28 protein-coding genes and 4 tRNA genes are annotated in these 26,331 nt (G+C 51.2%); 20 read left to right on the forward strand and 12 right to left on the reverse strand.

Annotated elements, in window-relative coordinates; all coding sequences use genetic code 11:
* Window positions 1-57: 57 nt before the first annotated feature.
* From DB847_RS00430 to DB847_RS00450, 5 genes are all read left to right on the forward strand, one after another.
* Window positions 58-134, forward strand: a tRNA-Arg gene (locus DB847_RS00430).
* A gap of 34 nt (window positions 135-168) precedes the next feature.
* Window positions 169-244 (forward strand) — tRNA-His (locus tag DB847_RS00435).
* Window positions 245-248: 4 nt separating this feature from the next.
* Window positions 249-335, forward strand: a tRNA-Leu gene (locus DB847_RS00440).
* Window positions 336-339: 4 nt separating this feature from the next.
* Window positions 340-416: transfer RNA gene (locus DB847_RS00445), tRNA-Pro, on the forward strand.
* Between the two features lie 143 nt (window positions 417-559).
* Window positions 560-1,309 (forward strand): substrate-binding domain-containing protein, encoded by a 750-nt coding sequence (locus DB847_RS00450; RefSeq protein ID WP_108648939.1) that lies wholly within the window; start codon window positions 560-562, stop codon window positions 1,307-1,309.
* Window positions 1,310-1,335: 26 nt separating this feature from the next.
* Here the strand turns inward: DB847_RS00450 and DB847_RS00455 are convergent, their stop codons facing one another.
* Window positions 1,336-1,773 (reverse strand): BLUF domain-containing protein, encoded by a 438-nt coding sequence (locus tag DB847_RS00455; protein ID WP_108648940.1) that lies wholly within the window; start codon window positions 1,771-1,773, stop codon window positions 1,336-1,338.
* Between the two features lie 408 nt (window positions 1,774-2,181).
* On the opposite strand from DB847_RS00455, the gene agaR reads away from it, so the two are divergent.
* From agaR to DB847_RS00505, 11 genes are read left to right on the forward strand one after another with little or no spacing between them, the layout of a single operon-like run.
* Window positions 2,182-2,955 (forward strand): transcriptional repressor AgaR, encoded by a 774-nt coding sequence (gene agaR, locus DB847_RS00460; RefSeq protein WP_108648941.1) that lies wholly within the window; start codon window positions 2,182-2,184, stop codon window positions 2,953-2,955.
* A 38-nt stretch (window positions 2,956-2,993) separates the two neighbouring features.
* Window positions 2,994-4,280 carry a D-tagatose-bisphosphate aldolase, class II, non-catalytic subunit gene (locus tag DB847_RS00465; RefSeq protein WP_108648942.1) on the forward strand — a complete coding sequence of 429 codons (1,287 nt, stop codon included), beginning with the start codon at window positions 2,994-2,996 and terminating at the stop codon, window positions 4,278-4,280.
* Window positions 4,277-5,431: an SIS domain-containing protein gene (locus DB847_RS00470; protein WP_108648943.1), complete on the forward strand. Its 1,155-nt coding sequence runs from the start codon at window positions 4,277-4,279 to the stop codon at window positions 5,429-5,431. Before DB847_RS00465 ends, DB847_RS00470 begins: the two co-directional genes overlap by 4 nt.
* Before the next feature lie 13 nt (window positions 5,432-5,444).
* Window positions 5,445-5,939 (forward strand): PTS N-acetylgalactosamine transporter subunit IIB, encoded by a 495-nt coding sequence (gene agaV / locus DB847_RS00475; RefSeq protein ID WP_108648944.1) that lies wholly within the window; start codon window positions 5,445-5,447, stop codon window positions 5,937-5,939.
* Window positions 5,933-6,703 carry a PTS N-acetylgalactosamine transporter subunit IIC gene (gene agaW, locus DB847_RS00480; RefSeq protein WP_108648945.1) on the forward strand — a complete coding sequence of 257 codons (771 nt, stop codon included), beginning with the start codon at window positions 5,933-5,935 and terminating at the stop codon, window positions 6,701-6,703. Before agaV ends, agaW begins: the two co-directional genes overlap by 7 nt.
* Window positions 6,693-6,914, forward strand: coding sequence for a PTS system mannose/fructose/sorbose family transporter subunit IID (locus DB847_RS25265; protein ID WP_234418474.1), 222 nt, complete (start codon window positions 6,693-6,695; stop codon window positions 6,912-6,914). Before agaW ends, DB847_RS25265 begins: the two co-directional genes overlap by 11 nt.
* The gene (locus DB847_RS00485) at window positions 6,911-7,585 is read left to right on the forward strand and encodes a PTS system mannose/fructose/sorbose family transporter subunit IID (protein ID WP_234418475.1); all 675 of its coding nucleotides are present in this window, start codon (window positions 6,911-6,913) and stop codon (window positions 7,583-7,585) included. Before DB847_RS25265 ends, DB847_RS00485 begins: the two co-directional genes overlap by 4 nt.
* Window positions 7,586-7,608: 23 nt before the next feature.
* Window positions 7,609-8,043, forward strand: coding sequence for a PTS galactosamine/N-acetylgalactosamine transporter subunit IIA (gene agaF / locus DB847_RS00490; RefSeq protein WP_108648946.1), 435 nt, complete (start codon window positions 7,609-7,611; stop codon window positions 8,041-8,043).
* Complete coding sequence (nagA, locus tag DB847_RS00495) at window positions 8,033-9,199, forward strand: N-acetylglucosamine-6-phosphate deacetylase (RefSeq protein ID WP_108648947.1); 1,167 nt, start codon at window positions 8,033-8,035, stop codon at window positions 9,197-9,199. The genes agaF and nagA overlap by 11 nt, the downstream gene beginning before the upstream one ends.
* On the forward strand, window positions 9,190-10,044 hold the full coding sequence (locus DB847_RS00500; RefSeq protein WP_108648948.1) for a tagatose bisphosphate family class II aldolase: 855 nt from the start codon (window positions 9,190-9,192) through the stop codon (window positions 10,042-10,044). The genes nagA and DB847_RS00500 overlap by 10 nt, the downstream gene beginning before the upstream one ends.
* A complete protein-coding gene (locus DB847_RS00505; protein WP_159084297.1) occupies window positions 10,028-10,732 on the forward strand; it encodes an HAD family hydrolase in 705 nt (234 codons plus the stop codon). The genes DB847_RS00500 and DB847_RS00505 overlap by 17 nt, the downstream gene beginning before the upstream one ends.
* On the opposite strand, the gene DB847_RS00510 is transcribed toward DB847_RS00505, so the two are convergent.
* The 4 genes from DB847_RS00510 to DB847_RS24125 all read right to left on the reverse strand — a co-directional run bounded on the left by DB847_RS00510 (window position 10,682) and on the right by DB847_RS24125 (window position 15,970).
* Window positions 10,682-11,620 (reverse strand): substrate-binding domain-containing protein, encoded by a 939-nt coding sequence (locus DB847_RS00510; RefSeq protein WP_108648950.1) that lies wholly within the window; start codon window positions 11,618-11,620, stop codon window positions 10,682-10,684. The genes DB847_RS00505 and DB847_RS00510 overlap by 51 nt on opposite strands.
* A 149-nt stretch (window positions 11,621-11,769) precedes the next feature.
* Entirely contained in the window at window positions 11,770-14,889 is a 3,120-nt protein-coding gene (locus DB847_RS00515) for an efflux RND transporter permease subunit (protein ID WP_108648951.1), read from the reverse strand.
* A complete protein-coding gene (locus DB847_RS00520) occupies window positions 14,886-15,695 on the reverse strand; it encodes an efflux RND transporter periplasmic adaptor subunit (protein WP_159084298.1) in 810 nt (269 codons plus the stop codon). Before DB847_RS00520 ends, DB847_RS00515 begins: the two co-directional genes overlap by 4 nt.
* Window positions 15,593-15,970: an efflux RND transporter periplasmic adaptor subunit gene (locus DB847_RS24125; protein ID WP_159084299.1), complete on the reverse strand. Its 378-nt coding sequence runs from the start codon at window positions 15,968-15,970 to the stop codon at window positions 15,593-15,595. Before DB847_RS24125 ends, DB847_RS00520 begins: the two co-directional genes overlap by 103 nt.
* A gap of 249 nt (window positions 15,971-16,219) precedes the next feature.
* On the opposite strand from DB847_RS24125, the gene DB847_RS00525 reads away from it, so the two are divergent.
* The gene (locus DB847_RS00525; protein WP_108648953.1) at window positions 16,220-16,585 is read left to right on the forward strand and encodes a hypothetical protein; all 366 of its coding nucleotides are present in this window, start codon (window positions 16,220-16,222) and stop codon (window positions 16,583-16,585) included.
* Between the two features lie 335 nt (window positions 16,586-16,920).
* Here the strand turns inward: DB847_RS00525 and DB847_RS00530 are convergent, their stop codons facing one another.
* Both DB847_RS00530 and DB847_RS00535 read right to left on the reverse strand, forming a co-directional pair.
* Complete coding sequence (locus DB847_RS00530) at window positions 16,921-17,838, reverse strand: IS5 family transposase (protein ID WP_108648954.1); 918 nt, start codon at window positions 17,836-17,838, stop codon at window positions 16,921-16,923.
* Window positions 17,839-18,101: 263 nt separating this feature from the next.
* A complete protein-coding gene (locus tag DB847_RS00535; protein WP_108648955.1) occupies window positions 18,102-18,998 on the reverse strand; it encodes an AraC family transcriptional regulator in 897 nt (298 codons plus the stop codon).
* 742 nt (window positions 18,999-19,740) lie between these two features.
* Between DB847_RS00535 and traT the strand changes: the two genes are divergently transcribed.
* Window positions 19,741-20,418: a complement resistance protein TraT gene (gene traT, locus DB847_RS00540; protein ID WP_159084300.1), complete on the forward strand. Its 678-nt coding sequence runs from the start codon at window positions 19,741-19,743 to the stop codon at window positions 20,416-20,418.
* Window positions 20,419-20,422: 4 nt separating this feature from the next.
* Window positions 20,423-20,926 carry a hypothetical protein gene (locus DB847_RS00545; protein WP_108648957.1) on the forward strand — a complete coding sequence of 168 codons (504 nt, stop codon included), beginning with the start codon at window positions 20,423-20,425 and terminating at the stop codon, window positions 20,924-20,926.
* A gap of 503 nt (window positions 20,927-21,429) precedes the next feature.
* Here the strand turns inward: DB847_RS00545 and DB847_RS00555 are convergent.
* From DB847_RS00555 to ilvC, 3 genes are all read right to left on the reverse strand, one after another.
* Window positions 21,430-21,789 carry a hypothetical protein gene (locus DB847_RS00555; RefSeq protein WP_108648958.1) on the reverse strand — a complete coding sequence of 120 codons (360 nt, stop codon included), beginning with the start codon at window positions 21,787-21,789 and terminating at the stop codon, window positions 21,430-21,432.
* A gap of 229 nt (window positions 21,790-22,018) precedes the next feature.
* On the reverse strand, window positions 22,019-22,270 hold the full coding sequence (locus tag DB847_RS00560) for a hypothetical protein (RefSeq protein ID WP_108648959.1): 252 nt from the start codon (window positions 22,268-22,270) through the stop codon (window positions 22,019-22,021).
* Between the two features lie 180 nt (window positions 22,271-22,450).
* The gene (gene ilvC, locus DB847_RS00565) at window positions 22,451-23,935 is read right to left on the reverse strand and encodes a ketol-acid reductoisomerase (RefSeq protein WP_108648960.1); all 1,485 of its coding nucleotides are present in this window, start codon (window positions 23,933-23,935) and stop codon (window positions 22,451-22,453) included.
* A gap of 112 nt (window positions 23,936-24,047) precedes the next feature.
* On the opposite strand from ilvC, the gene ilvY reads away from it, so the two are divergent.
* Window positions 24,048-24,917 carry an HTH-type transcriptional activator IlvY gene (ilvY, locus tag DB847_RS00570; RefSeq protein WP_108648961.1) on the forward strand — a complete coding sequence of 290 codons (870 nt, stop codon included), beginning with the start codon at window positions 24,048-24,050 and terminating at the stop codon, window positions 24,915-24,917.
* Window positions 24,918-24,927: 10 nt separating this feature from the next.
* Here the strand turns inward: ilvY and DB847_RS00575 are convergent, their stop codons facing one another.
* Together DB847_RS00575 and DB847_RS00580 are read right to left on the reverse strand one after the other, a co-directional pair.
* Window positions 24,928-25,821 (reverse strand): GGDEF domain-containing protein, encoded by an 894-nt coding sequence (locus DB847_RS00575; protein WP_159084301.1) that lies wholly within the window; start codon window positions 25,819-25,821, stop codon window positions 24,928-24,930.
* Window positions 25,822-25,850: 29 nt separating this feature from the next.
* Window positions 25,851-26,267 (reverse strand): YchJ family protein, encoded by a 417-nt coding sequence (locus DB847_RS00580; protein ID WP_108648963.1) that lies wholly within the window; start codon window positions 26,265-26,267, stop codon window positions 25,851-25,853.
* Window positions 26,268-26,331 lie beyond the last annotated feature (64 nt).

A 26,331-nucleotide genomic window follows, 5' to 3' on the forward strand; every position in this document is an offset into this window, starting at 1 on the left:
AAAAAGTTCTGGACAGCCTTTGGTGAACTCTATACTATTCGCCTCGTCCTTAAGGAGGCGCCCGTAGCTCAGCTGGATAGAGCGTTGGCCTCCGGAGCCAAAGGTCACAGGTTCGAATCCTGTCGGGCGCGCCAGTGATTTATCTTCCTTGGACAGTTTGTAGTAATGGTGGCTATAGCTCAGTTGGTAGAGCCCCGGATTGTGATTCCGGTTGTCGTGGGTTCAAATCCCATTAGCCACCCCACCCTGCGAAGGTGGCGGAATTGGTAGACGCGCTAGCTTCAGGTGCTAGTGTTCGAAAGGACGTGAGGGTTCAAGTCCCTCTCTTCGCACCAAAATCGGTGAATAGCGCAGTTTGGTAGCGCATCTGGTTTGGGACCAGAGGGTCGGGGGTTCGAATCCCTCTTCACCGACCACATTTCAAGAACCGGCCTCTGGCCGGTTTTTTTGTATCTACAGCCTCACTTTTCCTGATAGCTCCTGCAGTCCATGCTCGCAAGCCCCTTCCCGCCTACACTTAAAGGTGACGGAGTATTCCCTGTGTTGCGGGAGACTAAAGATGCTCAGCCCAACCCCTGAATTTGTTCACAACAACAGCAGTGCCCTGCGCTGGCTGCTTTTGATCTGCCTGCCTCTGCTGGTTTTGTTGCTCAGCTCCTGTGATCAGAAGCGTGACAAGCCCGATGAGATTCATCTCATTCTCTCCACTCTGGATAACCCTTTTTTCCTGAGCATGCGTGATGGTGCGATAGAGGAGGCCAGGCGTCAGGGGATCATCCTGAAAGTCTATGGTTCAGCTAACTCTCTGGAAAAAGAGCGTCATCTGGTTTACAGCAGTGTCGATAACCTGGCGAGCGTGATCTTACTTAATCCAACGGATTCTGAAGGGTCATCAAAGTCTCTTGATATCGCAAACCGTGCCGATATTCCGGTGATCACCCTGGATCGCAGCGTGGGCTCCGGGAGAGTTAAATCTCACGTATCCTCGGATAATCTGGCTGGTGGAAGAATGGTCGGGGAGTATCTGAATGCCAGGCTTAAGGGACTGAGTAACAAAGTGGGGATGCTGATTGGGATCCCCGAAAGCTCTGCGGCTCAGCAGCGTGGTAAGGGGTTTGAGCTATTTATTAAGGCCAGTCCCCTGCAGTTGGTTGGCACCGCTGTGGGTGATTTCGACCGTCATAAAGGAGAGGTGAGCTGGCTGCGACCGTGGCCCAGCAGCCCGAGAAAATGGGGGAGATCGGAGTACAGCTGGCCGTCGATCTGCTTAAAGGTAAGCGGGTTAAGTCTTATGTGGCTTCGCCGCTGAGGCTGATCACCCCTAACGACGAGTGATCAGCGCTTCCATTCGGGAAGTTCATCATCCATCTCGATATCATGAAACAGTGAGAGCACCATCCACTCCTCCAGAGGGAAGTGCAGTTCTCCGTAATCTTCACCGTACTTGGACTTAAGCTGCCTATCCAGTTTTTCATCCAGATCAAACACCCCGATGCCACGCATACCCCAGTGTTCAAACAGGCGGGCATCAATGGTGTGAAAGGCGATGAGATGGATCTCGTCATGACGTGGGTCTTTAACAATTCTCATAAATAATCGGTTCACACTCTCAAAGTTCCCTTCTATCACCTGTAAAAAATGCTTCTCGGTCGCCAGAAGTGCTCCGGTAATTCCCTCCTGTTTGTTGCGCTCTTTGCTGGCGCGCATGATCTCCCGAACCAGCTCCCAGGTGATGGGGGCTACACTGCTGCTTTTATAGATGAGTCGGTACATTTTGCTCTCAACCTGAGCGGGTTATTCCCTGAGTATAGATGAACGTTGGCGTCGAAAACTGATGGGAAGAAAGATGAAAATATAAGCATAACATTCTGAAACGTGATCTTTGTCACCCCCTGGTATTGAAACTCAGCCCCGGTTAAGGGGAGCTTTCATTTTCGATTGTCGCATGCTTGTTAGGTTCGGGAGTGCAGATCCCGGGCGAGCCTGGCCGATCGTCTACTGGTTAGTGATTTACGAAACCTTTCGTTTTATGGGCAAACGAAAGAAAAAATCGCTATTTTTAGCACTGATGACTGTGTGCGGTGGATCTCATTTTGGGTTCTTCTGCGATGTTTGAATGGGCACCGAAAGAAAGCGAAATGGTTTTATGCTTCTTTCGTAAGGAACTGAAAGGTAGCAAAGATGGCAAATACAGTTGAAAGACGAGAGCAGATCGTTGAGCAGATCTTAGAGCAGGGAGTGGTGCGGGTCGAAGATCTTTCCCGGCAGTTTTCAGTCTCCAGCGTGACGATTCGTAATGATCTTAGCTACTTGGAAAAGCGCGGTTGCCTGGTGCGTAGCTATGGTGGCGCCATGATCAATCATCACTTTGCTTTCGATCGTCCCCTGCGGGATAAGGGACGACTGAATCGGGATCAGAAGATGATGATTGCGGCTTGTGCTGCCAGTCTGATTGAGGATGGTGACTCTCTGATTATCGACTCAGGCACCACCACATCTCATATGACCCATTATCTGGCGGATAAACGGGAGCTGGTGGTGATGACCAACTCTCTGGGTGTGGCTTATGAGTTGGCTGGACTGGATAGTCTTGAGGTGATGGTCGCCGGAGGCTCCTTACGACATAACTCCTATTCGCTTTATGGCCCTGCGGCAGAGCAGAACCTTCGTAACTACCGATTTGATAAGCTTTTTTTAGGTGTTGACGGCTTTGATCTCAAGGCTGGGATCACCACGCCTCATCAGGGGGAGGCTGGCTTAAATCGGGTGATGTGTGAGGTCGCCAGCGAAGTGATCGCGGTGACCGACTCCAGCAAGTTTGGTCGCAAGAGTTTTTGCATGATTCGCGAAGCAGGGCAGATAGATAAGCTGATTACAGATAATCAGATCCCTCAATTATATCTGCAGGCGCTAACACAAATGGGAGTCGAGGTCCTGATCGCCGATCAGGACTAATCCGCACTCTCTTTCATGTGCCTGCATGGAGAGCAGGTATGCAGTCATTGTTGAAGATCCTCCGCCGTCACAAGGCGGGCGATCCCATAGGTATCTATTCTGTTTGCTCGGCCCATCCTCTGGTTCTGGAGGCTGCGATTCGTCTTGGAGCTAGGGAGAATACCCCGGTTCTTATTGAGGCAACCTCAAACCAGGTGAATCAAGAGGGGGGCTATACGGGGCTCACTCCGGATGATTTTTATCGGCAGGTCTCGGCTCTGGCCGAACGCTACCAGCTGCCTCGTCAACATTTACTGTTAGGTGGCGACCACCTGGGACCTAACTGCTGGACGCATCTTGATGCCAAAGAGGCGATGCAACGCTCTGAGCAGTTGATTGAAAGCTATATCGAGGCTGGTTTTCGTAAGATCCACCTGGATTGCTCATTTCGATGTGCCGATGACCCGGAGCGGTTGAGTGATCAGGTGATGGCACGGCGGGCAGCTCGTCTATGCCGGGTAGCTGAAGATACTTGGCAGCGCTGTGGCGGAGAGGCACCTGTGTATGTGATAGGTACCGAAGTACCTGTTCCGGGGGGAGCGGATGAAAGCCTGGATGGGACTTTGGAAGTGACCGGGGCACAGGCTGCTGCGGCGACCATAGATTTGCATCAAAGCGCCTTTGCTGCGGCGGGGTTGGATGTGACCTGGCCAAGAGTGATCGCTCTGGTGGTTCAGCCCGGGGTTGAATTTGATCACCACAAGGTCATTGCCTACCAGCCACAGGCCGCACAGCCATTGGCTCGGCAGATTGGACGTTATTCTCACCTGGTCTATGAGGCGCACTCCACCGACTATCAGTCACCCCGGGCCTATCGTCAGCTGGTTCGGGATCACTTCGCGATCCTCAAGGTTGGTCCGGCGCTGACCTTTGCACTCCGTGAGGCCCTGTTTGCTCTGGATTCGATTGAGCAGGAGCTCCTGGGGAATCAGGCATCGGGACTTAAGCAAACCCTGGAGCGGGTGATGTGTGAAGAGCCGGGTTATTGGCAGAGCTACTACAGGGGGGGAGCGGAGCAGGAGCAGCTGGATCGCCGATATAGCCTGAGTGATCGGATCCGCTACTACTGGGGGCATCCTGAGGTTCAAAGAGTCCAGCAGCGGCTGTTCGAAAATCTTACACAGCATCAGCCTCCTCTGACCCTGTTAAGCCAGTACTTGCCGCAGCAGCTCCAGGCAATTCAGAGGGGAGAGCTTACAGCCGAGCCCAGAGAGTTGGTGATTCATAAGGTGATGGAGGCGCTTATGCCCTATCAGCTGGCCTGTTTTCAAGGAGAGGTAGCATGAGTGAATTATTAGGATATAGCAGGCAGTGGCTGGAGAATCACGGGGCAATCCATACCGCCACAGAGATCTCCCAGCAACCCGAACTATGGCGTCAACTGGCCAGGGACTTAGCCGAAAACCGTGATATAGAGGCGTTTCTAAGGCCCGTTTTGCAGCACGATCAACTGAGGGTGATCCTGACCGGAGCCGGCACCTCCGCCTTTGCCGGCCGAGCCCTGGCTCCCTGGCTAAACCAAAACAGTAAGCTTCAGGTTGAGGCGATTGCGACCACAGATATTGTGGCAAATCCTTCTCAATACCTGAGCTGCGAGCGGCCAACACTGCTGGTCTCTTTTGCCCGCTCAGGGAATAGCCCCGAAAGCGTGGCGGCAGTCGCTCTGGCCGATCAGTTACTGGATGGCTGCCATCACCTGGTTCTGACCTGTAATCCGCAAGGTGAGCTGTCCAACTATGCTGAGCGAAGCGCTAATGCCTGCCGGGTGTTAATGCCCGATGGCTCAAACGATAAGAGCTTTGCCATGACCTCCAGCTTCAGCTGCATGCTGGTTGCTGCCCTGCTGTTACTTGATGGGGGAGATGTCAGCCAAAGCGCTTCTGAGCTGTCGGCTGTGGCTGAGATCTGTGAGCAAAAACTGCTGGAGTGGCAGCAAGCGGTCAGGGAACTGGCGAGCAAAGATTTCAAGCGCCTTATCTACCTTGGCTCAGGCCCCCTGCAGGGGCTTGCCGAGGAGGCTTCACTCAAGATGTTGGAGCTTAGTGCCGGTCAGGTGATGACCCGTCATGATTCGACGCTTGGCTTTCGCCACGGCCCTAAGTTTGCTTTGGGGTCCGATGGGGTGGCGATACTCTTTGCGTCTGCGGATCAGCAGACTCGCCGTTATGACAGGGATCTGTTTTCTGAGTTGCATGATGATGATCTGGCGATGCAGGTGATCGCCCTGTGTGGTGCCGATCCTCTGGGGAGTCACTGCCTGAGCCTGGAGTGTCCACAGCTCAGGGATGGCTGGCTGATATTCCCCTATATTCTGTTTGCACAGATGCTTGCCTTCGAAAAATCTTTAGCGCTGGGGTTAACCCCGGACAATCCCTGCCCGACCGGAGAGGTCAATCGCGTGGTGCAGGGCGTCACTATCTATCCATATATCGCGTAAAGGGAAACAAACTATGCCTAATATCTTACTGACTCGTATCGATAATCGTCTGGTTCATGGTCAGGTTGGGGTGACCTGGACCAATAGTCTGGGGGCTAACCTGGTGTTGGTCGCGAATGATGCGGTGGCCGGTGACACGGTTCGCCAGAACCTGATGGATATGGTGGTTTCAGAAGGGGTTCAGACCCGTTACTTTAGTTTGCAAAAAACCATAGATGTGATCCACAAGGCTGCCGACAGGCAGAAGATACTGATCGTCTGTGAGACGCCTCAGGATGTATTGACCCTGGTCAGGGGCGGGGTTCCGATCAGCAAGGTCAATGTCGGGAACATGCATTTTAGCGAGGGTAAGACCCAGGTTCATAAGACGGTTTCGGTGGATGGAGATGATGTCGATACCTTCCGCCAGTTGTGGGAGCAGGGGGTTTACTGTGAGCAAAGAGGTGTCCCGACAGAATCAGGAACGGATATGCAGAACCTGCTCAGCAGGGAGGCGATCCCATGCTAGTCGAAGCGATACTGATAGGGATCTTTGCCGGAATAGCCGGGATTGATCTCTTTGACGGGCTGACCCACATCCATCGTCCTGTGGTCGCCGGAGCTGTGGTGGGTTTGATTCTCGGGGACTTGAAGACCGGTCTGATTGTCGGTGGCTCCCTGGAGTTGGTGTGGATGGGGATGGTGCCCCTGGCGGGAGCTCAGCCACCTAACGTGGTGATTGGGGGAGTGATCGGGACGGCGTTTGCGATTTTAACCAAGTCGGATCCCAAGGTGGCGATCGGTGTTGCCATGCCTTTTGCCATAGCGGTGCAGGGCTGTATCACCCTGCTGTTTACCGCTTACTCGCCGGTGATGCACAAGTGCGACAAGATGGTGGCTCAGGGCAACTGGCGTGGAATTGAGTTGGTGAACTACTCGGGTCCGCTGATCTTATTCTGCTTTTATTTCATTATCTCGTTTTTGCCTATCTATTACGGGGCCTCGGCGGCAGGAGCCATTGTTCAGGAAGCACCTTCCTGGCTGCTTGGGGGCCTGAGTGTTGCGGGCGGCATGATGCCTGCCATCGGCTTTGCGCTACTGATGAAGATCATGCTTAAGAAGAACTATATCGCCTATTTTATCTTCGGTTTCATCGCAGTGACCTACCTCAAGCTGCCGATCATTGCGGTAGCCCTGGTTGCGCTTGGGATTGCGCTGGTGGACTACTTCAACACCAGTCGCAGCGGTGACAATAACAATAATCAGCAGCAGGAGGCTCAAGATGGCATCTGATGTGGACGTATTACTGGGGGAAGAGAAGGCGCTGCGCCGGATGGAGCAGGCACTCGAAACCTCTCAGGTCGAGGTAGATGAATATCAGGACCAGGAGCAGGCGGCAGACCTGACACGACGCGATATCAATATCATGGCGCTGCGCACCCTGCTGCTCCAGGCCTCCTTTAACTATGAGAGGATGCAGGCGGGGGCTGGCTGTATGGATTGATCCCGGGGCTTCGAAAGATCCATCGAAATAAGCAGGATCTGAGTAATTCGATGAAGATGCATATGGAGTTTATCAATGTGCATCCCTTTGATGTCAGCCTGCTTGCCGGATTAGTGTTGGCGATGGAGCAGGGCAAGGAGCGGATCTCGACGATTCGCTCGATCAAGGTTGCCCTGATGGGCCCCCTGGGGGGAATAGGTGATGCTTTGTTCTGGCTGACTCTGCTCCCCATCTGTGCCGGCATTGGTGCGGCGCTGGCGATGCAGGGCAGTATCTTTGGGCCGATCGTGTTCCTGCTGCTGTTCAATTCGGTGCATTTTGGTCTTCGCTTCGGGCTGGCTCACTATGGCTATAAAACTGGCCTTGGGGCGGTAGCCGCCCTTAAGGAGAATACCAAGAAGATCTCCCATGCAGCCTCCATTGTCGGCATGACAGTGATAGGGGCGCTTATCGCCTCCTATGTTCACCTATCGACGCCGCTGATCATTGAGGCGGGCAAGGCCAGGGTGCCACTACAGACCGGGGTACTGGACAAGCTGATGCCGAATCTGTTGCCACTGCTATTTACCTTTGGTGTCTACTGGTTGATGAAGCGGGGCTTTTCCCCGGTGAAGCTGATTGGGATCACTGTGGTGATCGGTATTGCGGGTCGCTTAAGCGGCGTGTTGTAACCCGATGAAGATGAGGTTTTAGGATGATTTCAGTTGTTTTAACCGGCCATGGCCATTTTGCCAGTGGCCTGACTCAGGCTCTGTTGCAGATCACCGGTGAGCACCCACAGTTTCGGGCTATCGACTTTCCCGAGAGTAAGAGTTCAGAGCAGTTGGAGCAGGAGATGCGGGAGGCGATCACTGAGCTCGATAGCGGCGAGGGTGTGGTATTTCTCACCGATATTCTTGGCGGGACACCCTTTCGCACCGCAAGTCTGCTGACCCTTGAGAGTCCCAATATTGAGGTAGTGACAGGAACTAACCTGCAACTTCTGACCGAGATGCTGCTGGAGCGTGATGAGTTGTCGCTCAATGAGTTTCGTGAGCAGGCGGTTGAGTCTGGTTTACGTGGTATCACCAGCTACTTCCATCAGCAGCAAACCATGTCACAGCCCGAGGATGTAACGGATGGGATCTGATTCTTTAATCTCGGCCAGCAGGTTGCTAACTCCGGATGGCTGGATTGAAAATGCCGGACTCAGGGTCGATGGGAAGGGCAAGATAACCGGCATTGCTCGTGATATCCGGCCGCCCCGGGAGGAGCTCTGGCTGCTGCCGGGACTGATCGATACTCATCTGCATGGTGCCATGGGCTGCGATGTGATGGACGCGGCCCCCGAGAGTTTGCAAACCATCTCGGACTATCTGGCATCCCAGGGCGTTACGGGATTTATCGGTGCCACGGTCACGGCGCCCCGGCCTAAGGTTGAGGCCGCTTTGACCGAGCTCAAGCATAGCTATCAGCGCGGACTTGGCGGCGCCGAGTTGCTGGGAGCTTATCTGGAGGGGCCGTTTCTCTCCTGTGCTCAGCGAGGTGCACACCCACCTGAATATCTCAAAGATCCGGATCCTGAGCTGCTGGCTCATTACCTGGAATTGGCGGGGGAGGCTCTCAAGCTGGTGGCCCTGGCTCCGGAGCGTCAGGGAGGATTGGCTGCCATCGAGCTCCTTAAATCCAGAGGTGTTCGGGTGATGCTGGGTCATTCGGATGCTGGCTTTGATCTGACCCATCAGGCTCTGGAGCTTGGGGCCGATGGTCTGGTGCACTGTTTTAACGGCATGCGAGGGATTCATCACAGAGATCCCGGAGTCGTGGGTGCCGGATTGCTGCACCCGAGCGCTTTTATTGAGGTGATTGCTGATGGGCATCATCTGCATCCTAAAGCGATCGAGCTGGCCTATCGCTGTTGTGGCAGTGAGCGATTGCTGCTCATCAGTGATTCGATGCAGGCCACCGGCCTTGAAGATGGTGATTATCAGCTGGGTGAATATCCGGTCGTTGTCAAACAGGGGGTGGTGCGCACTCATGATGGCGGGTTGGCCGGGAGTACCCTGCGCATTAAGCTGGGGGTTGAGAATATCCAAAACTGGCTGCAACTTTCCCTGGAAACCGCCTGGCGAAGTGCTTCCCTGACTCCGGCCCGGCTGTTGGGTATCGAGGATGAGCTGGGCTCCCTCGAGGTGGGTAAGTTTGCCTCCATGGTTGCCATGACTCCGCAAGGAGAGATTAGACAGACCTGGGTGAGAGGCATGAGTGTGTATAGCAAACAGCAGGAGGTTGAGCCATGTATCTGATCTCATCGCGAGAGATGCTTAAGCGGGCCCAGAGGGAAGGGTATGCGGTTCCCGCATTCAATATTCATAATCTGGAGACGGTGCAGGTGGTGGTTGAAACTGCCTCTGAGCTGGGGTCACCGGTGATCCTGGCCGGAACTCCGGGTACCTTTGATTATGCGGGTAGTGATTATTTGATCTCTATTTGCAGGGAGGCGGCACACAAGCACAGGATCCCGCTGGTGCTTCACCTGGATCATCATGAATATGAGCCGCTCATCTACTCTAGAGTTGAGGCCGGGATCCGCTCAGTGATGATCGATGGATCTCACCATCCGTTTGCCGAGAATATCGCCCTGGTCTCCCGGGTGGTTGATTTTTGCCAGCGTTATGATGCCAGTGTTGAGGCGGAGCTTGGGCGCCTCGGTGGGCAGGAGGATGATCTGATCGTTGATAGCAAAGACAGCCTGCTGACCGATCCCGATGCGGCCCTGGAATTTGTGAGTCGAACCGGGATCGACTCTCTGGCCGTGGCGATCGGCACGGCACATGGACTCTATCGTGAGGAGCCGGATCTGGATTTTGCGAGATTGGCCGAGATCCGTGAGCGTCTCGAATTGCCTTTGGTTCTGCATGGGGCCTCCGGGGTACCTGAGTCCATGGTGCATCGTGCGATCGAGCTTGGGATCTGCAAGGTGAATGTCGCCACCGAGCTGAAGATCGCCTTTGCTGATGCGGTGAAGCAGTATTTCACCGGTCACCCGGATGCCAATGATCCGCGTCGCTATATCGCTCCGGGAAAGGCGGCGATGAAGGAGGTTGTGGAGCAAAAGATCCGGATGTGTGGTAGTGAAGGAAAGATCTGATCCCTGCTACCTGCTGTGTGATTTCGATGGCACTCTGGTCGACTCAGAGTCCCTGCACCTGCAAGCATGGCAGCAGAGCCTGGCGCCTTTCACTGCATGGGGTGGCTCGGAGGCGTTACTCACCCTATGTCGTGGATTATCTTTTGAGGGGGCTTGCGAAAGGCTGGTGGCTGAGTATCGGCTGGCTATATCCCCTGGGGATCTTAACCAGCTGCGTGCCAACCACTACCAGGCTCTCACCTCCGGGCAGCCATTGCCGCTCAAACAGGGGGCAGAAAGATTTATCCGTAGTATGCAGCAGTACAGCTCTTTGTCTTTGTCTTTGGTGACAGGGTCAACGCGTGCCGAGATCAGCTCAACACTCAGTCATCTCAACTGGTGGTCTGTGTTCGATACTGTGGTGACCCGGGATGATGTGCAGGGGCCAAAGCCTTCCCCCGAGAGCTATCAACTCGCTTGTGCGAACCTTGGGGTCCACCCATCTCAATGCTTTGCCCTGGAGGATTCACTGACAGGGCTGTGGGCCGCCAGGGATGCCGGAGTGCCAGCGATCCTGGTGGCTTCACACCCCGACACATCTGCACCAAAGGGGCAGGCGAGGGTGATCTGTCACAATCTGGATGAGGCGCAGCGCTGGCTAATTGGGTTTATTGGTTCGGATCACCTGGGCCAGGGGCGAAGAGACTGATGGGGGGATCCTGTCCCCCTCCAGTAACTGTGCGGCCAGTTTGACCGCGGTTGATCCCATCTCATCGGGTTGCTGGGCTATGGTGGCAGTCAGAAGACCCCGCTCAATGGCACTGAGGGCTCGTTTGCTGCCATCAAATCCGATCACGATCGGCGGAGACGGATGATCCAGCAGGGCTTGCAGGGCTCCCAATGCCATCTCATCATTTTGTGCAAATACCGCCTTGATCTGAGGATGTTTTTTGATCAACCTCTGCATGGCGAGTTTCCCCTGGTGCCTGTCAAAGTTACCCACCTCGCTGCCGACCAAGGTTAGGGGGCCTTTTTTTATCTGCTCGATGAATCCCTTACCCCGCTGCTGTGCGGTATCCGTATCCGGGATCCCGACCAGCATGCCGATATCCCCCTCGCCTTTCAGGAAGCGCTCTAAGAGGTTCGCCGCCATCTGGCCACCGATAATATTGTCTGAGGAGACATGGGATACAGCCAGGTTCGATCGAATCGCCCGATCCAGGGTGATCACGGGTATTTTGGCTTCAGAGGCCAGCTTAACCGCGTTATCTGAGTGAAAAGAATCGGTCGGATTGAGCAAGATCACCCCGGCCTTGTTGCTGATGCACTGCTGGATCAGGGTATTTTCCTTCTGCAGTGAGTTTTCTGAGTCATAGGTATCTATGGGGTAGCCGTGACGAGCCGACTCCTTGCGGGCCGCATCGCGAATTGAGGCAAAAAATGGGTTGCTGACATTGGAGAGGATCAGGCATAACTGGGGCTTGTGTCTGCTCTGTTTTTCACAGGCGCTTAGCAGCAGCGCCAGCGAGCATATCAGCAGAGCTCGGATTGCTATTCCCAGTCTGGTCCTTTTGGGCTGATGATCGACTCTGACCATTGGCAGACTACCTTTCGCATATGGAACCTATTTTTTGAGTATAGATGGATGATCACCAGGAATGTAGTCATGAGGTGTTTTGGCTTATTTAAGTGGGATCATGGTATCAAACCGGTGCGATGACAGTTTCGCACCGGTTTGATGAGGGACTACTTCTGTGGTGATGGCTCCTGCTCCAGTCCTGCCGCCGGAGATTCATCCTGCTCTTCACTCTTGAGCGGGCGTTTGAAGCGCTGCACCATCAGGTAGACGCTGGGCACCACAAACAGGGGATCTATGATACCGATCAGCATCCCTGAGATGATGATAATTCCAAGAGAACCCATCGCCATTGCCCCCGGACCCGTCTCGATGATCAGTGGGACAGCCCCCAGCACCATGGTCAGTGATGTCATCAGAATGGGCCGTAACCGGGTCTTGGTTGCCTCCAGAATCGCCTCCCGGGGAGAGGCCCCTTCCCGGCGTAATTCATTGGCAAACTCGGTGATTAGGATCCCGTGTTTACATATGAGTCCAACCAGGGTCACCAGGCCTATCTCGGAGTAGACATTCAGGCTGTAGTCACTGAAATAGAGTACCCACAGGGCCGCTGACAGGGTCAGAGGCAGGGAGAGCATCACGATAAAGGCGTCCACCGGGCTTTCAAACTGGGCACTCAATACCAGATAGATGAAGATCAGGGCTGCCGCGAACACAAACCACATCTGAGAGCTGGTCTCCAGGTACTGCAGTGCATCATTGATGTAGTGATAGCTGGCCGAAGCCGGCATCAGGCTCGGTAGCATGCTGTCTACCGCCTTGATCCCTTCGCCCATACTGACACCATCGGCCAGGCGAATCGACAGAGAGGCCGAGGTTGCCCTGTCATACTGGGAGATCGATCTCGGTCCTACCTCTGTGGTGATGCTGATCAGCTGACTCAGGGGAACCAGTTGTCCCTCATCATTTTGGATCTTGAGCTGCTTGATCGAGCTTGGAGTGATGGTATAGCTCTTGTTCATCTGGATCTCCAGCGGGTAGTTAACCCCCTGGTAGCTCATGTCGTTATCCAGACTGGTGCCACTGAGGGCCACCTTGAGCACCTGCTGAAGATCGGTCAGGGAGACGCCGTACTGGGATGCTGCGACCCGGTTGATCTTGATCATGAACTGATTCTGATCGAACTTAAGATTACTCCGGACCTGCTTAAACAGAGGGGATTTCTCCAGCTGATTGGTGACTTCGGTCATCTGTTTAGAGAGCTGGCTATAGTCTGCGGAGCTGGAGACATTGATGTCTATTCCCCCGCTATTGCCCTTGCTGCCGCTGCCTGTATCGACCGGCGGAACCACCCCGGTAAACACCATGTTTCCTCCCTGGCGAAGGGAGCTGTCGATCATCCGGCTGATCTGTTCAGCACTCAGGGAGCGCTCATCCCAGGGCTTGAGACCGATAAAGCCGCGGATAAAGTCGGTGCTGGCCATGATGGCAACATGTTCGATTCCCGGGATCTTCTTGAGCTTCTGGCTCATGTTATCGATCATCTTTTGCTCGGTGGCATCATCACTACTGCCCACCAGTGGCTGGAATATGGTGATCTGCCCCGAGTCTTCCGATGGGATCATCTCTGAGGGACTGTGGGTCAGGGGCCAGTAGCTGGTGGCCAGCACCACTACCATCAGCAGTAGGATGGTCTTGCGGTAGTCAATGGTGTAACGCAGGGCTTTTTGGTAAAGCTCAGACAGCCGTGTGAGCTGATGGTTGATCCAGGCTTCAAAGCGACCGGCAGGCTTGTGGTCCATCATCCGGCTGCACATCATGGGGGAGAGGGTTAGTGCCACGATACCTGAGATGATCACAGTCCCGGCCAGGGTGAAGGCGAACTGTTTAAATAGCTGGCCGGTGATCCCGCTGGCAAGGCCCACCGGAATATAGACGGCAGCCAGGGTCAGGGTGGTGGCAATGATCGCAAAACCTATCTGGCGGCAGGCGATGACCGTTGCCTTGCGTACCGAGGAGTGGTGTTTGAGTTGACGATGCACATTCTCTGTCACCACGATCGCATCATCCACCACCAGGCCTACCGCCAATAGCATTGCTAGCAGGGTGAGTGAGTTGATGCTGAAATCGGCGGCCTTCATGATGATAAAGGAGCACAGCAGACACACAGGGATGGTGACGATAGGGATCAGCGCAATCCGAAGGCTCCCTAAAAATAGCCAGATCACTCCGGCAACCAGCAGGACTGCAAGACCGATCGCCAGATAAACATCGCTCAGGGCACTGTTGATAAAGGTCGACTTATCCAGCAGCACGGTTGCTTTCATGCCACTAGGCAGATTGAGTGTATCCAGCAGGCTATGTACCTGCTCCGATAGCACCAGGGTGTTGGCGGTGGCAGTATACTGGGGGGTCAAGACGAACAGCATCGAGTTCTTGCTGCCAAAATCGATTATGGGTTTTACCTCCATCTCGTTCCCCGGGGTTCCTATGGTCACGGTGGCGATTTCGGACAGACGGATCGGCTGCTGCTGATATTTGGCAACCACTGAGTCTTTAATGCTATTGAGGTTGTCGATGGCGCCATTGGAGATCAGCTGATACTGGCTGTTTTTACCCGAGGTTGAGCCACTGATGGCGGTGATTCCATCGAGATCACTGACCGTATTGATCACCGAGTTGAGATCCAGCCCGTACTGATGGATCTTATCCGGGTTGAGGGTGATCAGAACCGACTGGGTGGCATCGGGGGCGACACTGACACTCCCCGCCGATGGCAGCTGCTCCAGGCGAGGTAGCAGGGTGTTGTTACCATACTGACGAAACTCGTATTCGGGCTGGTTGGGGCCCGGAGTCAATCCGATCACCAGGGCTGGCAAGCCGTTATCATCGGACTTGCTTACGGTCGGTGAGATATCATCGGGCAGAGTGCTCTCAATATTGGATATGTCACTTTGCAGCTCGTTTACCAGGGTGTCGATACCCGCATCATCGACCCCGTCGGCCACATCTATGGTGATATCCCCCTTGCCCCGGCGTGCAGTTGCCGTGATATGCCCGATTCCCTCGGTGCCGGCAATGGCATCCTGAATCGGGATCAGCACCTCGGTCATCATGTTTTGCGCCGCGAGTCCATCATCCTTGGCCGAGATCTGGATCTTGGATTGAGCAATCTGTGGCGTATAGCGTAGCGAGAGTTTCTGGCTGAGGATGAGGCCGATCAGCACAGGAATCAGCCAGATGACGGTACAGAGTACCGGGCGACGCAGGCAGAGTTCGGTCAGTTTCATCCGTGATTCACTCCCTTGGCGCTGTTATTGGCCGCCAGCTGCTGGGCTGCATTGTTGACCGTAACCGTCTCATCGGAGTGCAGGAAGTTCTGACCGTTGGTGACCAGCTCCTCACCCGCCTTGAGGCCGCTTAAGATCTGCACATAGCCATCGTAATAATTGCCGACCTTGACCTCGCGCAGCACCGCCTTGCCGTTTTCTACCACATAGGCCTGCATCCCCTCCAGATTGGAGAGCAGGCTGCCGGTCGGAATGGTTACCTGATCTTTGAGTAGAGAGGTTTTCTGGACCACCTTGACGTTTTGCCCGGGCTTGAGGGTTGAGCCAGGAGTTACCTTTGCTTTGAGTGTCATCAGTCCGGTACTGATATTGGGAGAGATATAGATGACGGTGCCGCTGGCATGATTCTGTGCATCGGACTCAGATTGTATGCTGACCGTCTGTCCAAGCTTGAGGACAGAGCGCTCGGAGGCTGAAAGCTGATAGGTGACCGTGAGCTCGTCCGGATCGTAGAGAGTTGCAATGTCACTGCCCGAATCCAGCAGATCACCTACATGATAGTCGGTGATACTGATGATGCCGGCGAAGGGAGCCTTAATGGAGAGCTCTGACAGCAGGGCTGTATCCTGAGCCAATACGGCCCTGGCCTGCTGATAGCTGCTGTAGCTGTCATCATAGCTGCTCTGGGAGGTGAGCCCTTTTTTTAACATGGTCGACTGACGCTGCCAGTCCGCCTTGGCAAGGTTGAGTTTTGCCTGATCCTCTGCAACCTGCGCTGCTGCGGTTCGGGTATCCTGCTGTAGCAACAGCTCCCCTGCTTGACTCTCTCGCCCCCTGAAAAATTGATCTGGGTGATGGAGTTGGTCTGCAGGCTCTTGAGGGTCACATAGCGTAGAGACTTGACCGAGCCATAACCCGAGGTGCTATCGGTCAGGGTCCGGGTGGTGATCGCCTGAGTTTCGACTTGTGCGGCTGGCCGCCCTTTGGGTGCCGCAGGGCCTTTTTTAAAGAAAATAAGGCTGGCGGCTGTGATGACAACCACAGCACCCAACAGTGAACAGGTCAGTTTTTTATGTCGCATGGGGCAAATTATTCCGGCAATAACATTTTAGAGACGAGCAGGCTCTCATCCCGAGGCGCTGCACTATTTTGTGGGAGTCACTATCGCAGATAGACTGAAATATCTTTTGTCGCAGCGGTGTTTATTTGTGACAAAGTTTGTCAGCCGTCATCAAGGAAACAGCGGTTAACCTTTGATTGTTTTTTAAACGGCTAGCCAGGATGAAAGAAGAGGCCCCTGGAGGCCGAGTCGGTCAGCAATGGAGTTGTTATGGTGAACTTTCAAAATGGATCCGAGCATAGCTTCGGTACAATGGGTCAAAGTTCGGCAATTGATATCTCGCTGGGATCCGCCGAGCTTGAGCTGTTCATTCGCCTGTGTGGACATGGGCCTGATTTTGGCTATCTCCCGGCCCTGGTCAATGAGGTTTCTCAATCGATAGGGTTGGAGAACACTGAGTTGCTGCTGCAGCGAGTTGCGTTTATCAGTGCCTTTTATCGTCGCTGGCGACTGGCGGGAGAAACCCGGGTGCGGGCCAGTGAGCTCCAGCTGGCAGGCTATGAGCTGGAAGAGGATCCACGTTTTGTGCGCAGCTTTCGGCAGGCGTTAATGGCGGCTCAGGCGGAGCCAGCCTGAATATATAGTATCCTCCCTGAGGATGAAGGTCTCAGTAGCATTTATGATGTTATTCGGGCTGATTAATCTCTGAAAAATGGCTGGCTATTTTGGAGACTTGAGTCTGTGTCTAAATAGCTGACCCTATTACTGCTACATCTGTTGATGTGTGCTGGCAGACACGCTATGAATCCATCCATGGAATCTCCACCGCGTCATCCATGATGCCGAGGGGCTGCTCATTCACAATTCAACATCTGGTTCAAGTGATCTACTATTTGGAGCATTTATTTAGGCTGCTTGTAATGGACGGCGTTGTTTTCTAAATCCGAGTCTGATAATTGACTTGTACCCATTCAGGCAGCTTGCTGCCTGACAGGCATACCAAGCCCGATCACTTTGTTTAAAGCTTTAACTCCGGCCAAGGCTTCCCCAACCTGACCGTTATAACAACGTAAGCTCAGCTGTGGAGAATTGAGCTGTTTGTAGCGAGACATTGCTGTTTCTGCTAACGAGCGCTGATGGTAGTCGTTGTCATGCTTCCATTGTGAAAGCTGCCCATTTTTAAGCGCTTCGACAGCTTCATTTCTGGGATGATCTCCTTTCCAGTAAGCTGCATTACTGCGGGGAGGAATCGTTGGTTTACAACCCTTTCTCTGTAACAGTGCATAGCAAGCCTCTGTATCGTATGCACCATCTGCTGAGACTTGCTGTATCTTGCGTCGTAGTGGGTTTAATAAGGTCGGCAACACCTCGTTATCTCCAACACTATCAAGGCTGACCTCGGCTGCTATGATTTCATGAGTTTGAGCATCAACAGCCAGGTGGAGCTTGCGCCAAACTCGGCGCTTTTCTTTTCCGTGCTTGCGCATTTTCCACTCTCCCTCACCGTGGATTTTGAGCCCTGTCCCATCAACGACCACGTGAGCAACAGGGCCTCGGCTGGGGCGGCGATATTTTATCTCAACGGTCTTCGCTCGTTTGCTGATACAGCTATAAGTCGGTGACTTAAGAGGAACATTCATGAGCTGAAAGACCGAATCAAGGAATCCTTGCAACCCCCTCAGTGGAAGGCTGAATACTCCTTTGAGCATCAACGCGGTTTCGATAGCGGTATCACTGAACGTGAAGCCTCTTCCTCTGTCGCCATGGTGCTCCTGACAATGCCAGTTTTTGACTGCATTCTCATCCAACCAGAAGGTGATCGAGCCACGCTTTACCAATGCTTTATTGTATTGAGACCAGTTCTTGATTTTGCCGTTGGATTTACCCATTTGAAGCTTCCCATCATGACGATGGGAGATCAGATCTTGCTCAAACCAAAAGGTTCCATCGATTTAGGAAACAACGCCGTAATGGACTATAAATCACTCTTCTCTCCACAGAGTTGATTTACTTTAGATGACAGGAGAAGTAATTCTTTTCTTGAACTATATTTATAATGCAAGGAGGCGACATATACTAACTTAGGTAGATTATAAATATTTTTTGCCAATATTTACCCTTAAGTTAATGGTAAGTTTAGTTAAGCTCGGATCTAGTCCTTAATTGGAATGCAGATGTCGAATATCCAAAAGCGAGACTGACGATCTCTATCTGCATTTCCAATATAATCATAACGTATAAAACTAGGTTTATGCGCACATTCATAGCCGCGTTTAAATAACTCTATCCACGCATCATCTGTAGCTTTTACAAAATAATCAATGTTATTGAATTCGTAATGGCACACTAAATATTTCCCTCCTTTCAGAACTTGAACAGATAGAGGGCAATTCCTTGCTTCTTCATGTGTTAGTAATACCCCTGCATCCATACGACATTTGTTGCCCTCAGTTATATTGGATACATCCCAGTACACGCCAAAAGTATGTCGATCTCCTAAATATTCAAGCGGCCTTATTTTAGAGTATAGTTCTTCAAATGCTCCTATTGCATTCTCAATCCCATAAGATCCTCGTTTTCGTATGTAAGCTATAGAGTAATCAGGGAGGGTCGTTAGCTCACTATTGATAATTAATGATTTATATTCTTCTAATTTATTCACTTCCAGCTGTGAATTGAGAAGCCATTGATCCTGAACTTTTCCGGCATGGTGCTTTCTGAAATCGGAGGGAGAGAGGCTGAACTGTTTCTTAAATGATCTTGAAAAGTTTTGAGGATTGGAGAACCCGAATTCATAAGCTACTTCTGTGATTTCAAGCTGTGGATTTGTTAGTAGCTTAGATGCTGTCAAATTTAAGCGTGTACGCCGGGTGAACTCAGCTACAGTCTCACCCTCTATTGCCTTGAATATTCTATGGAAGTGATATTTAGAAATAGCGCATTTCTCAGAAATAACTTCAAGTGTTAGATCCTCATCCATAATATGATGACTGATAAAATTCATCGCAACTTGGATTCGACTATGATAATTGGTTGATGATGGATCCATAACTTTAAACTCAACACTTTATTGATGATTTATAAATATCAGTATAGAGCCTTTCTGGTTTTAGTGCGCTTTTTTGAGCATGTCTCAGCTCGGATCTCATATCATGATGTGAAAATTGTACCTTACTGAGACTCTGGCCTTAGTCACAGGGAGGACCTACAGCATGCCGGTTATGATTAAGTTATTGACATACACCTCTTTCACTGCTGAGTCTTAGCTATCTTTTCCGACTGGATCAACATGAAGGGTTGTGTAGATCAAAACCTGTGGCAATACTATATGTTTGGTATCAGATATTTCACCATCAGTCTACTCTGGAGTAAAGACTCCCTAATTTCCAGTCCGCCATGTTCCCGATCGAGCCCGCGCCATGGTGGAACGTGTTGACTCTGGTTGCCCGAAGCTCTCCTATTAAAATCTCATAGGGAAAGTTAGCCTAAGTAATCATATTTTTTCAGGTTAGCAAGATTTGATAAGTGCCAAGGGTTAAAATGCTTTAGACTGCAAAACAGTGGTATTAATCTTATGATATGGATACTTATGGCGCAAGATATGATAAGGCTCTACTGCAAGATTAAACCACTTTAAATAAAGCTCTCACTGAAATTGGAGTATATTTAAACGTTCTACTGTACACTCCAAAGAGAATTTTAAATATGTCTCAATGTATCTGCTTTTGTTATTCATGTATGTCTCTGGAAATACGATCAGGTATTTAGTTTTTATTTTAAGGTTGATTTTTATGGGTAAAATAATCAGGTTGCCAATCATTTTTTTTATCGCATTTGCTGCTGTTGGATGTTCCGCTATTGGAACAGCTGTTAGTCATCATAGGTTAGAGACAGAGACGTTAATGAGTAACAGTATGTTTTTATCTCCGGATGCTAATCAGGTCCCTCCAACTATATTTGTAATGATAACTAATACCAGCGCCTATCCTAAATTCAAAATAGATAGTTCACTTATTAATAAATTGAAGGAAAAAGGATATCAAATAACATCTAATAGCCGACGAGCAAGCTATGTTTTACAAGTTAACATCTTACAAGTTGGTCGAAACAGTGAAACAGCAGCTAAGGAAATGATGAGCTCTGGATATGGAGGATCTCTTCAGGGGATTGCATCAGGAGTAGCTATTGCTGCAGAAGGAGGAGGAGATATTGTTATTGGTGGACTAGCAGGTGGTGTTTCTACAACTGTGGCAGATAATTTTATTAAGAATGTTACATATAGTGTGATCAGTGATGTTAAGTTAGTTCAAAATTTTAATAATGAACCATCAATAACAAATAAGACTCGAGTTCTAAGTACTGCCAATAAGGTAAACCTTGACTTTTATTCCTCTCAAGAAAGTCTTGAAACTGGCTTGGTTAACTCATTGTCTGGAATATTTATTAATAGAAATTCATGTAAAGAGTAATATAATGAAAAATCTAGTCGCGCTATTAATTAATAGTGTTTTATCAATTTTTTTAGTTGTTTCTCTTTGCTCCTGTGCCAACCAATATCATTCACAGAATATTGGAGAAGGAGTTGTAGAGAAAAGCATTAAGATAAAAAAAGAAGATATTGCTGAGGCAATTGGAAGAGATTCAACTAAGCAAGGTTGGTCTGGAGCAAAAACAGGAGCTATTACTGGAGCTGGTTTAGGATTACTCACAGGGCCTTTTGCAATCATTGTTTCACCCATTTTAGCAACTGCCGGTGGAATTACAGGTTCGCTAGTTGGTAGTGTTAAAGGATCAATTCATGGCTATACAGAGAGTAAGGACAAGTATCTATATAGCTATGCTGTAAAAAACAAAAAATACAACAAGATATATATAGTGCATCAATACGATAAATATAGAATCCCTGATGGTTCTTTGGTTGATATTTTTATTGATGTCAGTAATATATATTTTATAAGAAAGGTAAGTGATAAATAAATAGCTTCTCCATCCTCTGATGATGGCATGCTTAATATCCATATTAGTAAAATTAAGGATGCCATAATCTTGAGGGTTTCTGGGGTTTCTGGGGTTTCTGGGGTTTCTGGGGTTTCTGGGGTTTCTGGGGTTTCTGGGGTTTCTGGGGTTTCTGGGGTTTCTGGGGTTTCTGGGGTTTCTGGGGTTTCTGGGGTTTCTGGGGTTTCTGGGGTTTCTGGGGTTTCTGGGGTTTCTGGGGTTTCTGGGGTTTCTGGGGTTTCTGGGGTTTCTGGGGTTACAGGTATTTTTATATATACTGTTAAATGTTCTGGAAAACGGTGATTAAAATTTTTATATAATTAATCATTATTCTCATAATGGTAATACTATAGTGGTTAATTAATTTTAAAATCTATAGTTAGCCTGAGATAAAGATAGTCCTGATGTTGATTGGAGTGTGGCAGATTTTCTTGTTGAGAGGCATGGTGGTTGATTTATTCAATCAGCCACCATGCGAACGTTGGTCAGGATTCGCTCACAATTTTATTTGCCGAATCAATGGCCCGGTCGAGCTCATCAAGGTTATAGACATCGGTATTTAAAGCACTACAGCGGATCCTTAATCCCCTGGAACCGAGAGAGACATGCATGAACTTCTTAATGATCGCTATGATTGCCGGGTTGAGAAAATCGTTTAAGGACTCGACCTCAAACATGATGAGGAGCTTGCAGTGATAACCGACCTCAAAGTCTAATAGTTTTACTCCGCTATCTTGAAGTTCCTTATAGACCTCATCTGACATCTGATACTTTTCATGCTCGGCGATGGCCAGATCATCTCGATCAAAGAGTTCAAGCTCAACAACATCCGTGTTATCGTTCATCTGTTTCTCCTTAGACGGATGGGTATCCACATTAAAAGTATAGGCCAACATCATTTACCGATGAAAGGGCCACAGACTCGAAAAGAGCCTTCTTCCTGATGGCAAAGTTGTTGTGCAAACAGCGCGTCAAGGGACTCGCTCAGGGCACAAAACCCGTGCTGAATCCTGTGTGCGAATATTGAGTTGATTTTATTATTCTCGCGTGGAGTCTCAGCCAAGCTTTGATCCCTTATTCAGCCTGATCGGCCAGAACCATCATGATCCCTTGCAAGGTGGCGATGACTCTGTCAATGGTGCCCGTATCCAGATCCCATTTACGGGCATCGAAGTAAAACAGCACTGTCTTATCCAGACCTAAACGCGAGGATTCGAGTTGTTCTACTGTCATCTCAAAATGATCTTCAGTGTCGTCTGCTATGCTGGCGTTGAAGCAGATGACCCCCTCCCTATATTCAATCTCCACATGGGTTACATCAAGCATGATCCATCACCGGTTATTATCTGAAAAAAGCTCACTGAGCCGAACAGCTCTATTTTTCCGTAGATTGGATTCAGTTTCAATCGGCAGAGAGTATCAGGGAGGGATAGGGGTTAAGTGATGAATCAAACGTGCCCCATCCTGAGATGGGGCACCGGAAGTGATGGGGCTGTGTGAGCGGGATTATCCGCCGACACTGATCTGCTTCATGTCTTTCATATAGCAGCGCAGGGTACGGCCGATGGCTTCGATCGGGTGAGCGCGAACTGCTTCATTCACCTCGATGAGGCGCAGGGTATCGACACCGTTATCGGTAGCATCCAGGCCTTTGCCGATCACCTGAGTATCCAGCTCTGGCATCAGGTGATCGCGCAGTGCCGGGGTTGCGGCATGGGCAAACAGGTAGCAACCATACTCGGCGGTATCTGAGATAATGACATTCATCTCATAGAGGCGCTTGCGCGCTATGGTATTTGCGATCAGTGGCAGTTCATGGAGTGACTCATAATAGGCAGACTCATCAATGATCCCCGAAGAGCACATCACCTCAAATGCCAGCTCCACGCCTGCCTTGACGAAGGCAACCAGCAAGATGCCCTTGTCAAAATACTCCTGCTCGCGGATCTCATCTTTATACTCAGGAGCGGTTTCAAAACCGCTGCTACGTGTCTGCTCGCGCCAGCTTAGCAGGTTGCGATCATCATCGGCCCAGTCTTCCATCATCACCCGTGAAAACTCGCCGCTGATGATGTCATCCATGTGCTTTTGGAACAGTGGCTTGAGCTGTTGTTTGAGGGTCTGTGCCAGATCAAAAGCACGGATCTTAGCCGGGTTACTCAGGCGGTCCATCATGGCGGTGATCCCGCCCTGTTTGAGTGCTTCGGTGATGGTTTCCCAGCCATACTGGATAAGCTTGGCCGCATAGGCTGCATCAATGCCTTCGCTCACCATCTTGTCATAACTGAGCAGAGAGCCCGCCTGTAATACACCACAGAGTATGGTCTGCTCACCCATCAGGTCCGATTTAACTTCGGCGACAAAAGAGGATTCGAGCACTCCGGCGCGATCGCCACCGGTTGCGCTGGCCCAGGCCTTAGCGATGGCTAACCCTTCACCTCTGGGATCGTTTTGCGGGTGAACAGCAATCAGGGTCGGTACCCCAAAGCCTCGTTTATACTCCTCGCGAACCTCACTACCCGGACACTTGGGAGCAACCATCACTACAGTGATGTCTTCGCGGATCTGCTGACCAACCTCGACGATATTAAAGCCGTGGGAGTATCCCAGAGTGGCGCCCTGTTTCATCAGGGGCATCACGGCTTCAACCACAGGAGAGTGCTGCTTGTCCGGAGTCAGATTGATCACCAGGTCGGCGGTTGGGATCAGCTGCTGATAGCTGCCAACGGTAAAGCCATTATTGGTCGCATTCTGATAGGATGTGCGCTGTTCGGCGATTGCCTGATCGCGTAGGGTATAGCTGACATCCAGGCCGCTATCACGCATATTAAGGCCCTGGTTTAGTCCCTGGGCTCCACACCCGACAATGACAATCTTCTTACCGTGCAAGGCATTGGCGCCATCGTTGAATTCATCGCGGGACATAAAACGGCAGCGGCCCAGCTGGTCCAGCTGCTGGCGCAGGTTCAGGCTATTGAAGTAGTTTGCCATCGGTTTCTCCAAAACAAATGGGTGGGTGTTTCTTGATACTAACCCAAGCCTTTTGTTGTCTAAAATGCTATATTCGGCATGTGTAATTGTGTTTTTTGCAATAAGGTGGGATGTGAATTTAAAGCTGCTCCATCAATTTATTCATCTGTGTGACTCGCGCCACTTTGGCAAGACGGCCCGGGCGATGCATATCAGTCCTTCGGCCCTGAGTCGCAGCATCGCCAGGCTTGAGGAGTCACTGGGTCACCCGCTATTTGTGCGGGATAATCGCCAGGTGACTCTCACCCTGGCTGGTAAGCAGCTGTTACCGGTTGCCCAGTCGATGTTGGAGCAGTGGCAGCAGCTCAGGGGGGAGTTGGCTGCTCATTCGCAGCAGCTCAGTGGTGAGCTGCGTTTTTACTGCTCGGTGACCGCCAGTCATAGCTATCTTCCTCCTCTGCTCGGTGAGTTTCGCCTCAACTGTCCCGGGGTTTCCATTAAGCTGATGACGGGGGATCCGGCACTGGCGATCCGTCAGGTGATTGAAGATCGCTGTGATATGGCTATCACCGCCCGCCCACGCCAGCTCCCGGATAAGCTGGCCTTTAACAAGATTGGTGATATCCCCCTGATGATGCTTGCTCCTCTTCAGCCTGCCGGGTGGGCTGAGTTACTGCAGCAGCAGCCGACTCCCTGGGATCATCTACCTATGATTCTGCCCGAGTCAGGGGCGGCCCGTGAGCATATCGATGAGTGGTTGAGTCGCCAGGAGGTAGAGCCCAGGATCTATGCTGAGGTTGCTGGTCATGAGGCGATTATCAGCATGGTTGCATTGGGGACCGGAGTCGGCATTGCACCCGAGGTGGTGCTTAATGCCAGCCCTGTTCGTGATCGGGTGGTGCGCCTCGATGCCGGGTTTATTGAGCCTTTTGAGCTCGGGATCTGCTGTCTTAAATCCCGGCTCAATGAGCCGTTGATCCAGGCGATGTGGCAGTTGGCTTAGTGCTGAGGAATCAGGCGATGCCGTTTCGTCCCGAGCGCTTGACCTTGAAAAGTGCCTTATCAGCGCGCCTTAGAGTATCGGAGAAATTGATATCCTTTTCCTCGGCTTGGGCTATTCCTATGCTGATACCGAGTTGGGTGCGATCAGTACTATTTTGGACATGCAGTTGATTCACTGCGGATTTAAGCTTTTCGGCTACTTTTCTGGCATCCTGATACCGGCTAAAAGGCAGTAGAATGCAAAACTCGTCGCCACCGATTCGGGCTGCACTGTCATGCAACCTCAGTTCTCCCTGAAAAGTCTGAGCTATCTCCCTGAGAGCCTGATCTCCGGCAGCATGGCCATAGATATCATTAATAGGCTTAAACTTGTCGACATCTATCATTAAAACAGAGTAATACTCACGTTTTCTGGTGAACCTGGAGTGTTCATCATTGAGTCGTTCTTCAAAGGCCCGGCGATTCAAGAGGCCGGTCAGAGGATCGGTGGTCGCTAAAAATTGCAGCTGTTCCTCTATTAACTTTTGCTCTGTGACATCTCTTTCGATGGCGGCGAAGTGGGTCACTTGCCCTGACTCATCACGAAGCGGGATGATGTTCATATCCAGCCAGTAGGCACGCCCCGATTTCGAATAGTTTTTCAGAGTTGCCTGAATGGCAACCTGTTGCTTAAGGGCCTGGCGGATTTTATCCCGGGTTTCTTGACAGATATCGTCATCGCGCTGCAGAAATCTTGGATTTTGTCCGACAGACTCCTGGAAGCTATAGCCGGTGAGCTGAGTGAAGGCATGATTGACGTAAACAATTTCAGGGCCGGGATCATCCAGGGGAGCCGCCTTGGTGACGACGATAACATCTCTTGCGTTGTGGACGATCGCTTCAAAATTGAAATTAAATCTTTGCATGTTGGCTTGCTTCCCTTGAGCCTGAGTTCTCAATCCTGATAGATGGTTCCATCCAGGTACTTCCATGCCCCCTGGTAGCGACGGAACCTGGAAAGCTCATGGATCTTTCCGGGCTCCCCATCATGTTGGTAGTGAGCGATAAACTCGACCTTTCCCTGCTTATCTTTGGCGCTGCCCTGAGAGGCCTTGAGGAGCTCCAGTGCTGTAAAATCGGCGGCTGCGGCCCATTCGGCGATCTCGGCGGCCAGATTCCTGGTGCGCTTGTCCGGGTGGGTGGTTGTGACCAGATAATCGATCAGCTCCAGAGCGTAAGCGCTGTAGCGCGATCGCATCAACTGCTCTGCGGTTGTGACTGGCTCCCCGGAGTGAAACGGTTGGCAACATTGCTGGTAGGAGAGGGTTGAGCCGCAGGGGCAGAGTTCATCGGGGGCGAGATTGTCAGTCATAAATTTTACTAGTCGGCAGAAAAAGGTGCAGGCTAGCGCAACTCAGGGCGGAGCGCCAGCCCAA

Origin of the sequence: Dongshaea marina, assembly GCF_003072645.1 — a bacterium.
Lineage (GTDB): Bacteria > Pseudomonadota > Gammaproteobacteria > Enterobacterales > Aeromonadaceae > Dongshaea > Dongshaea marina.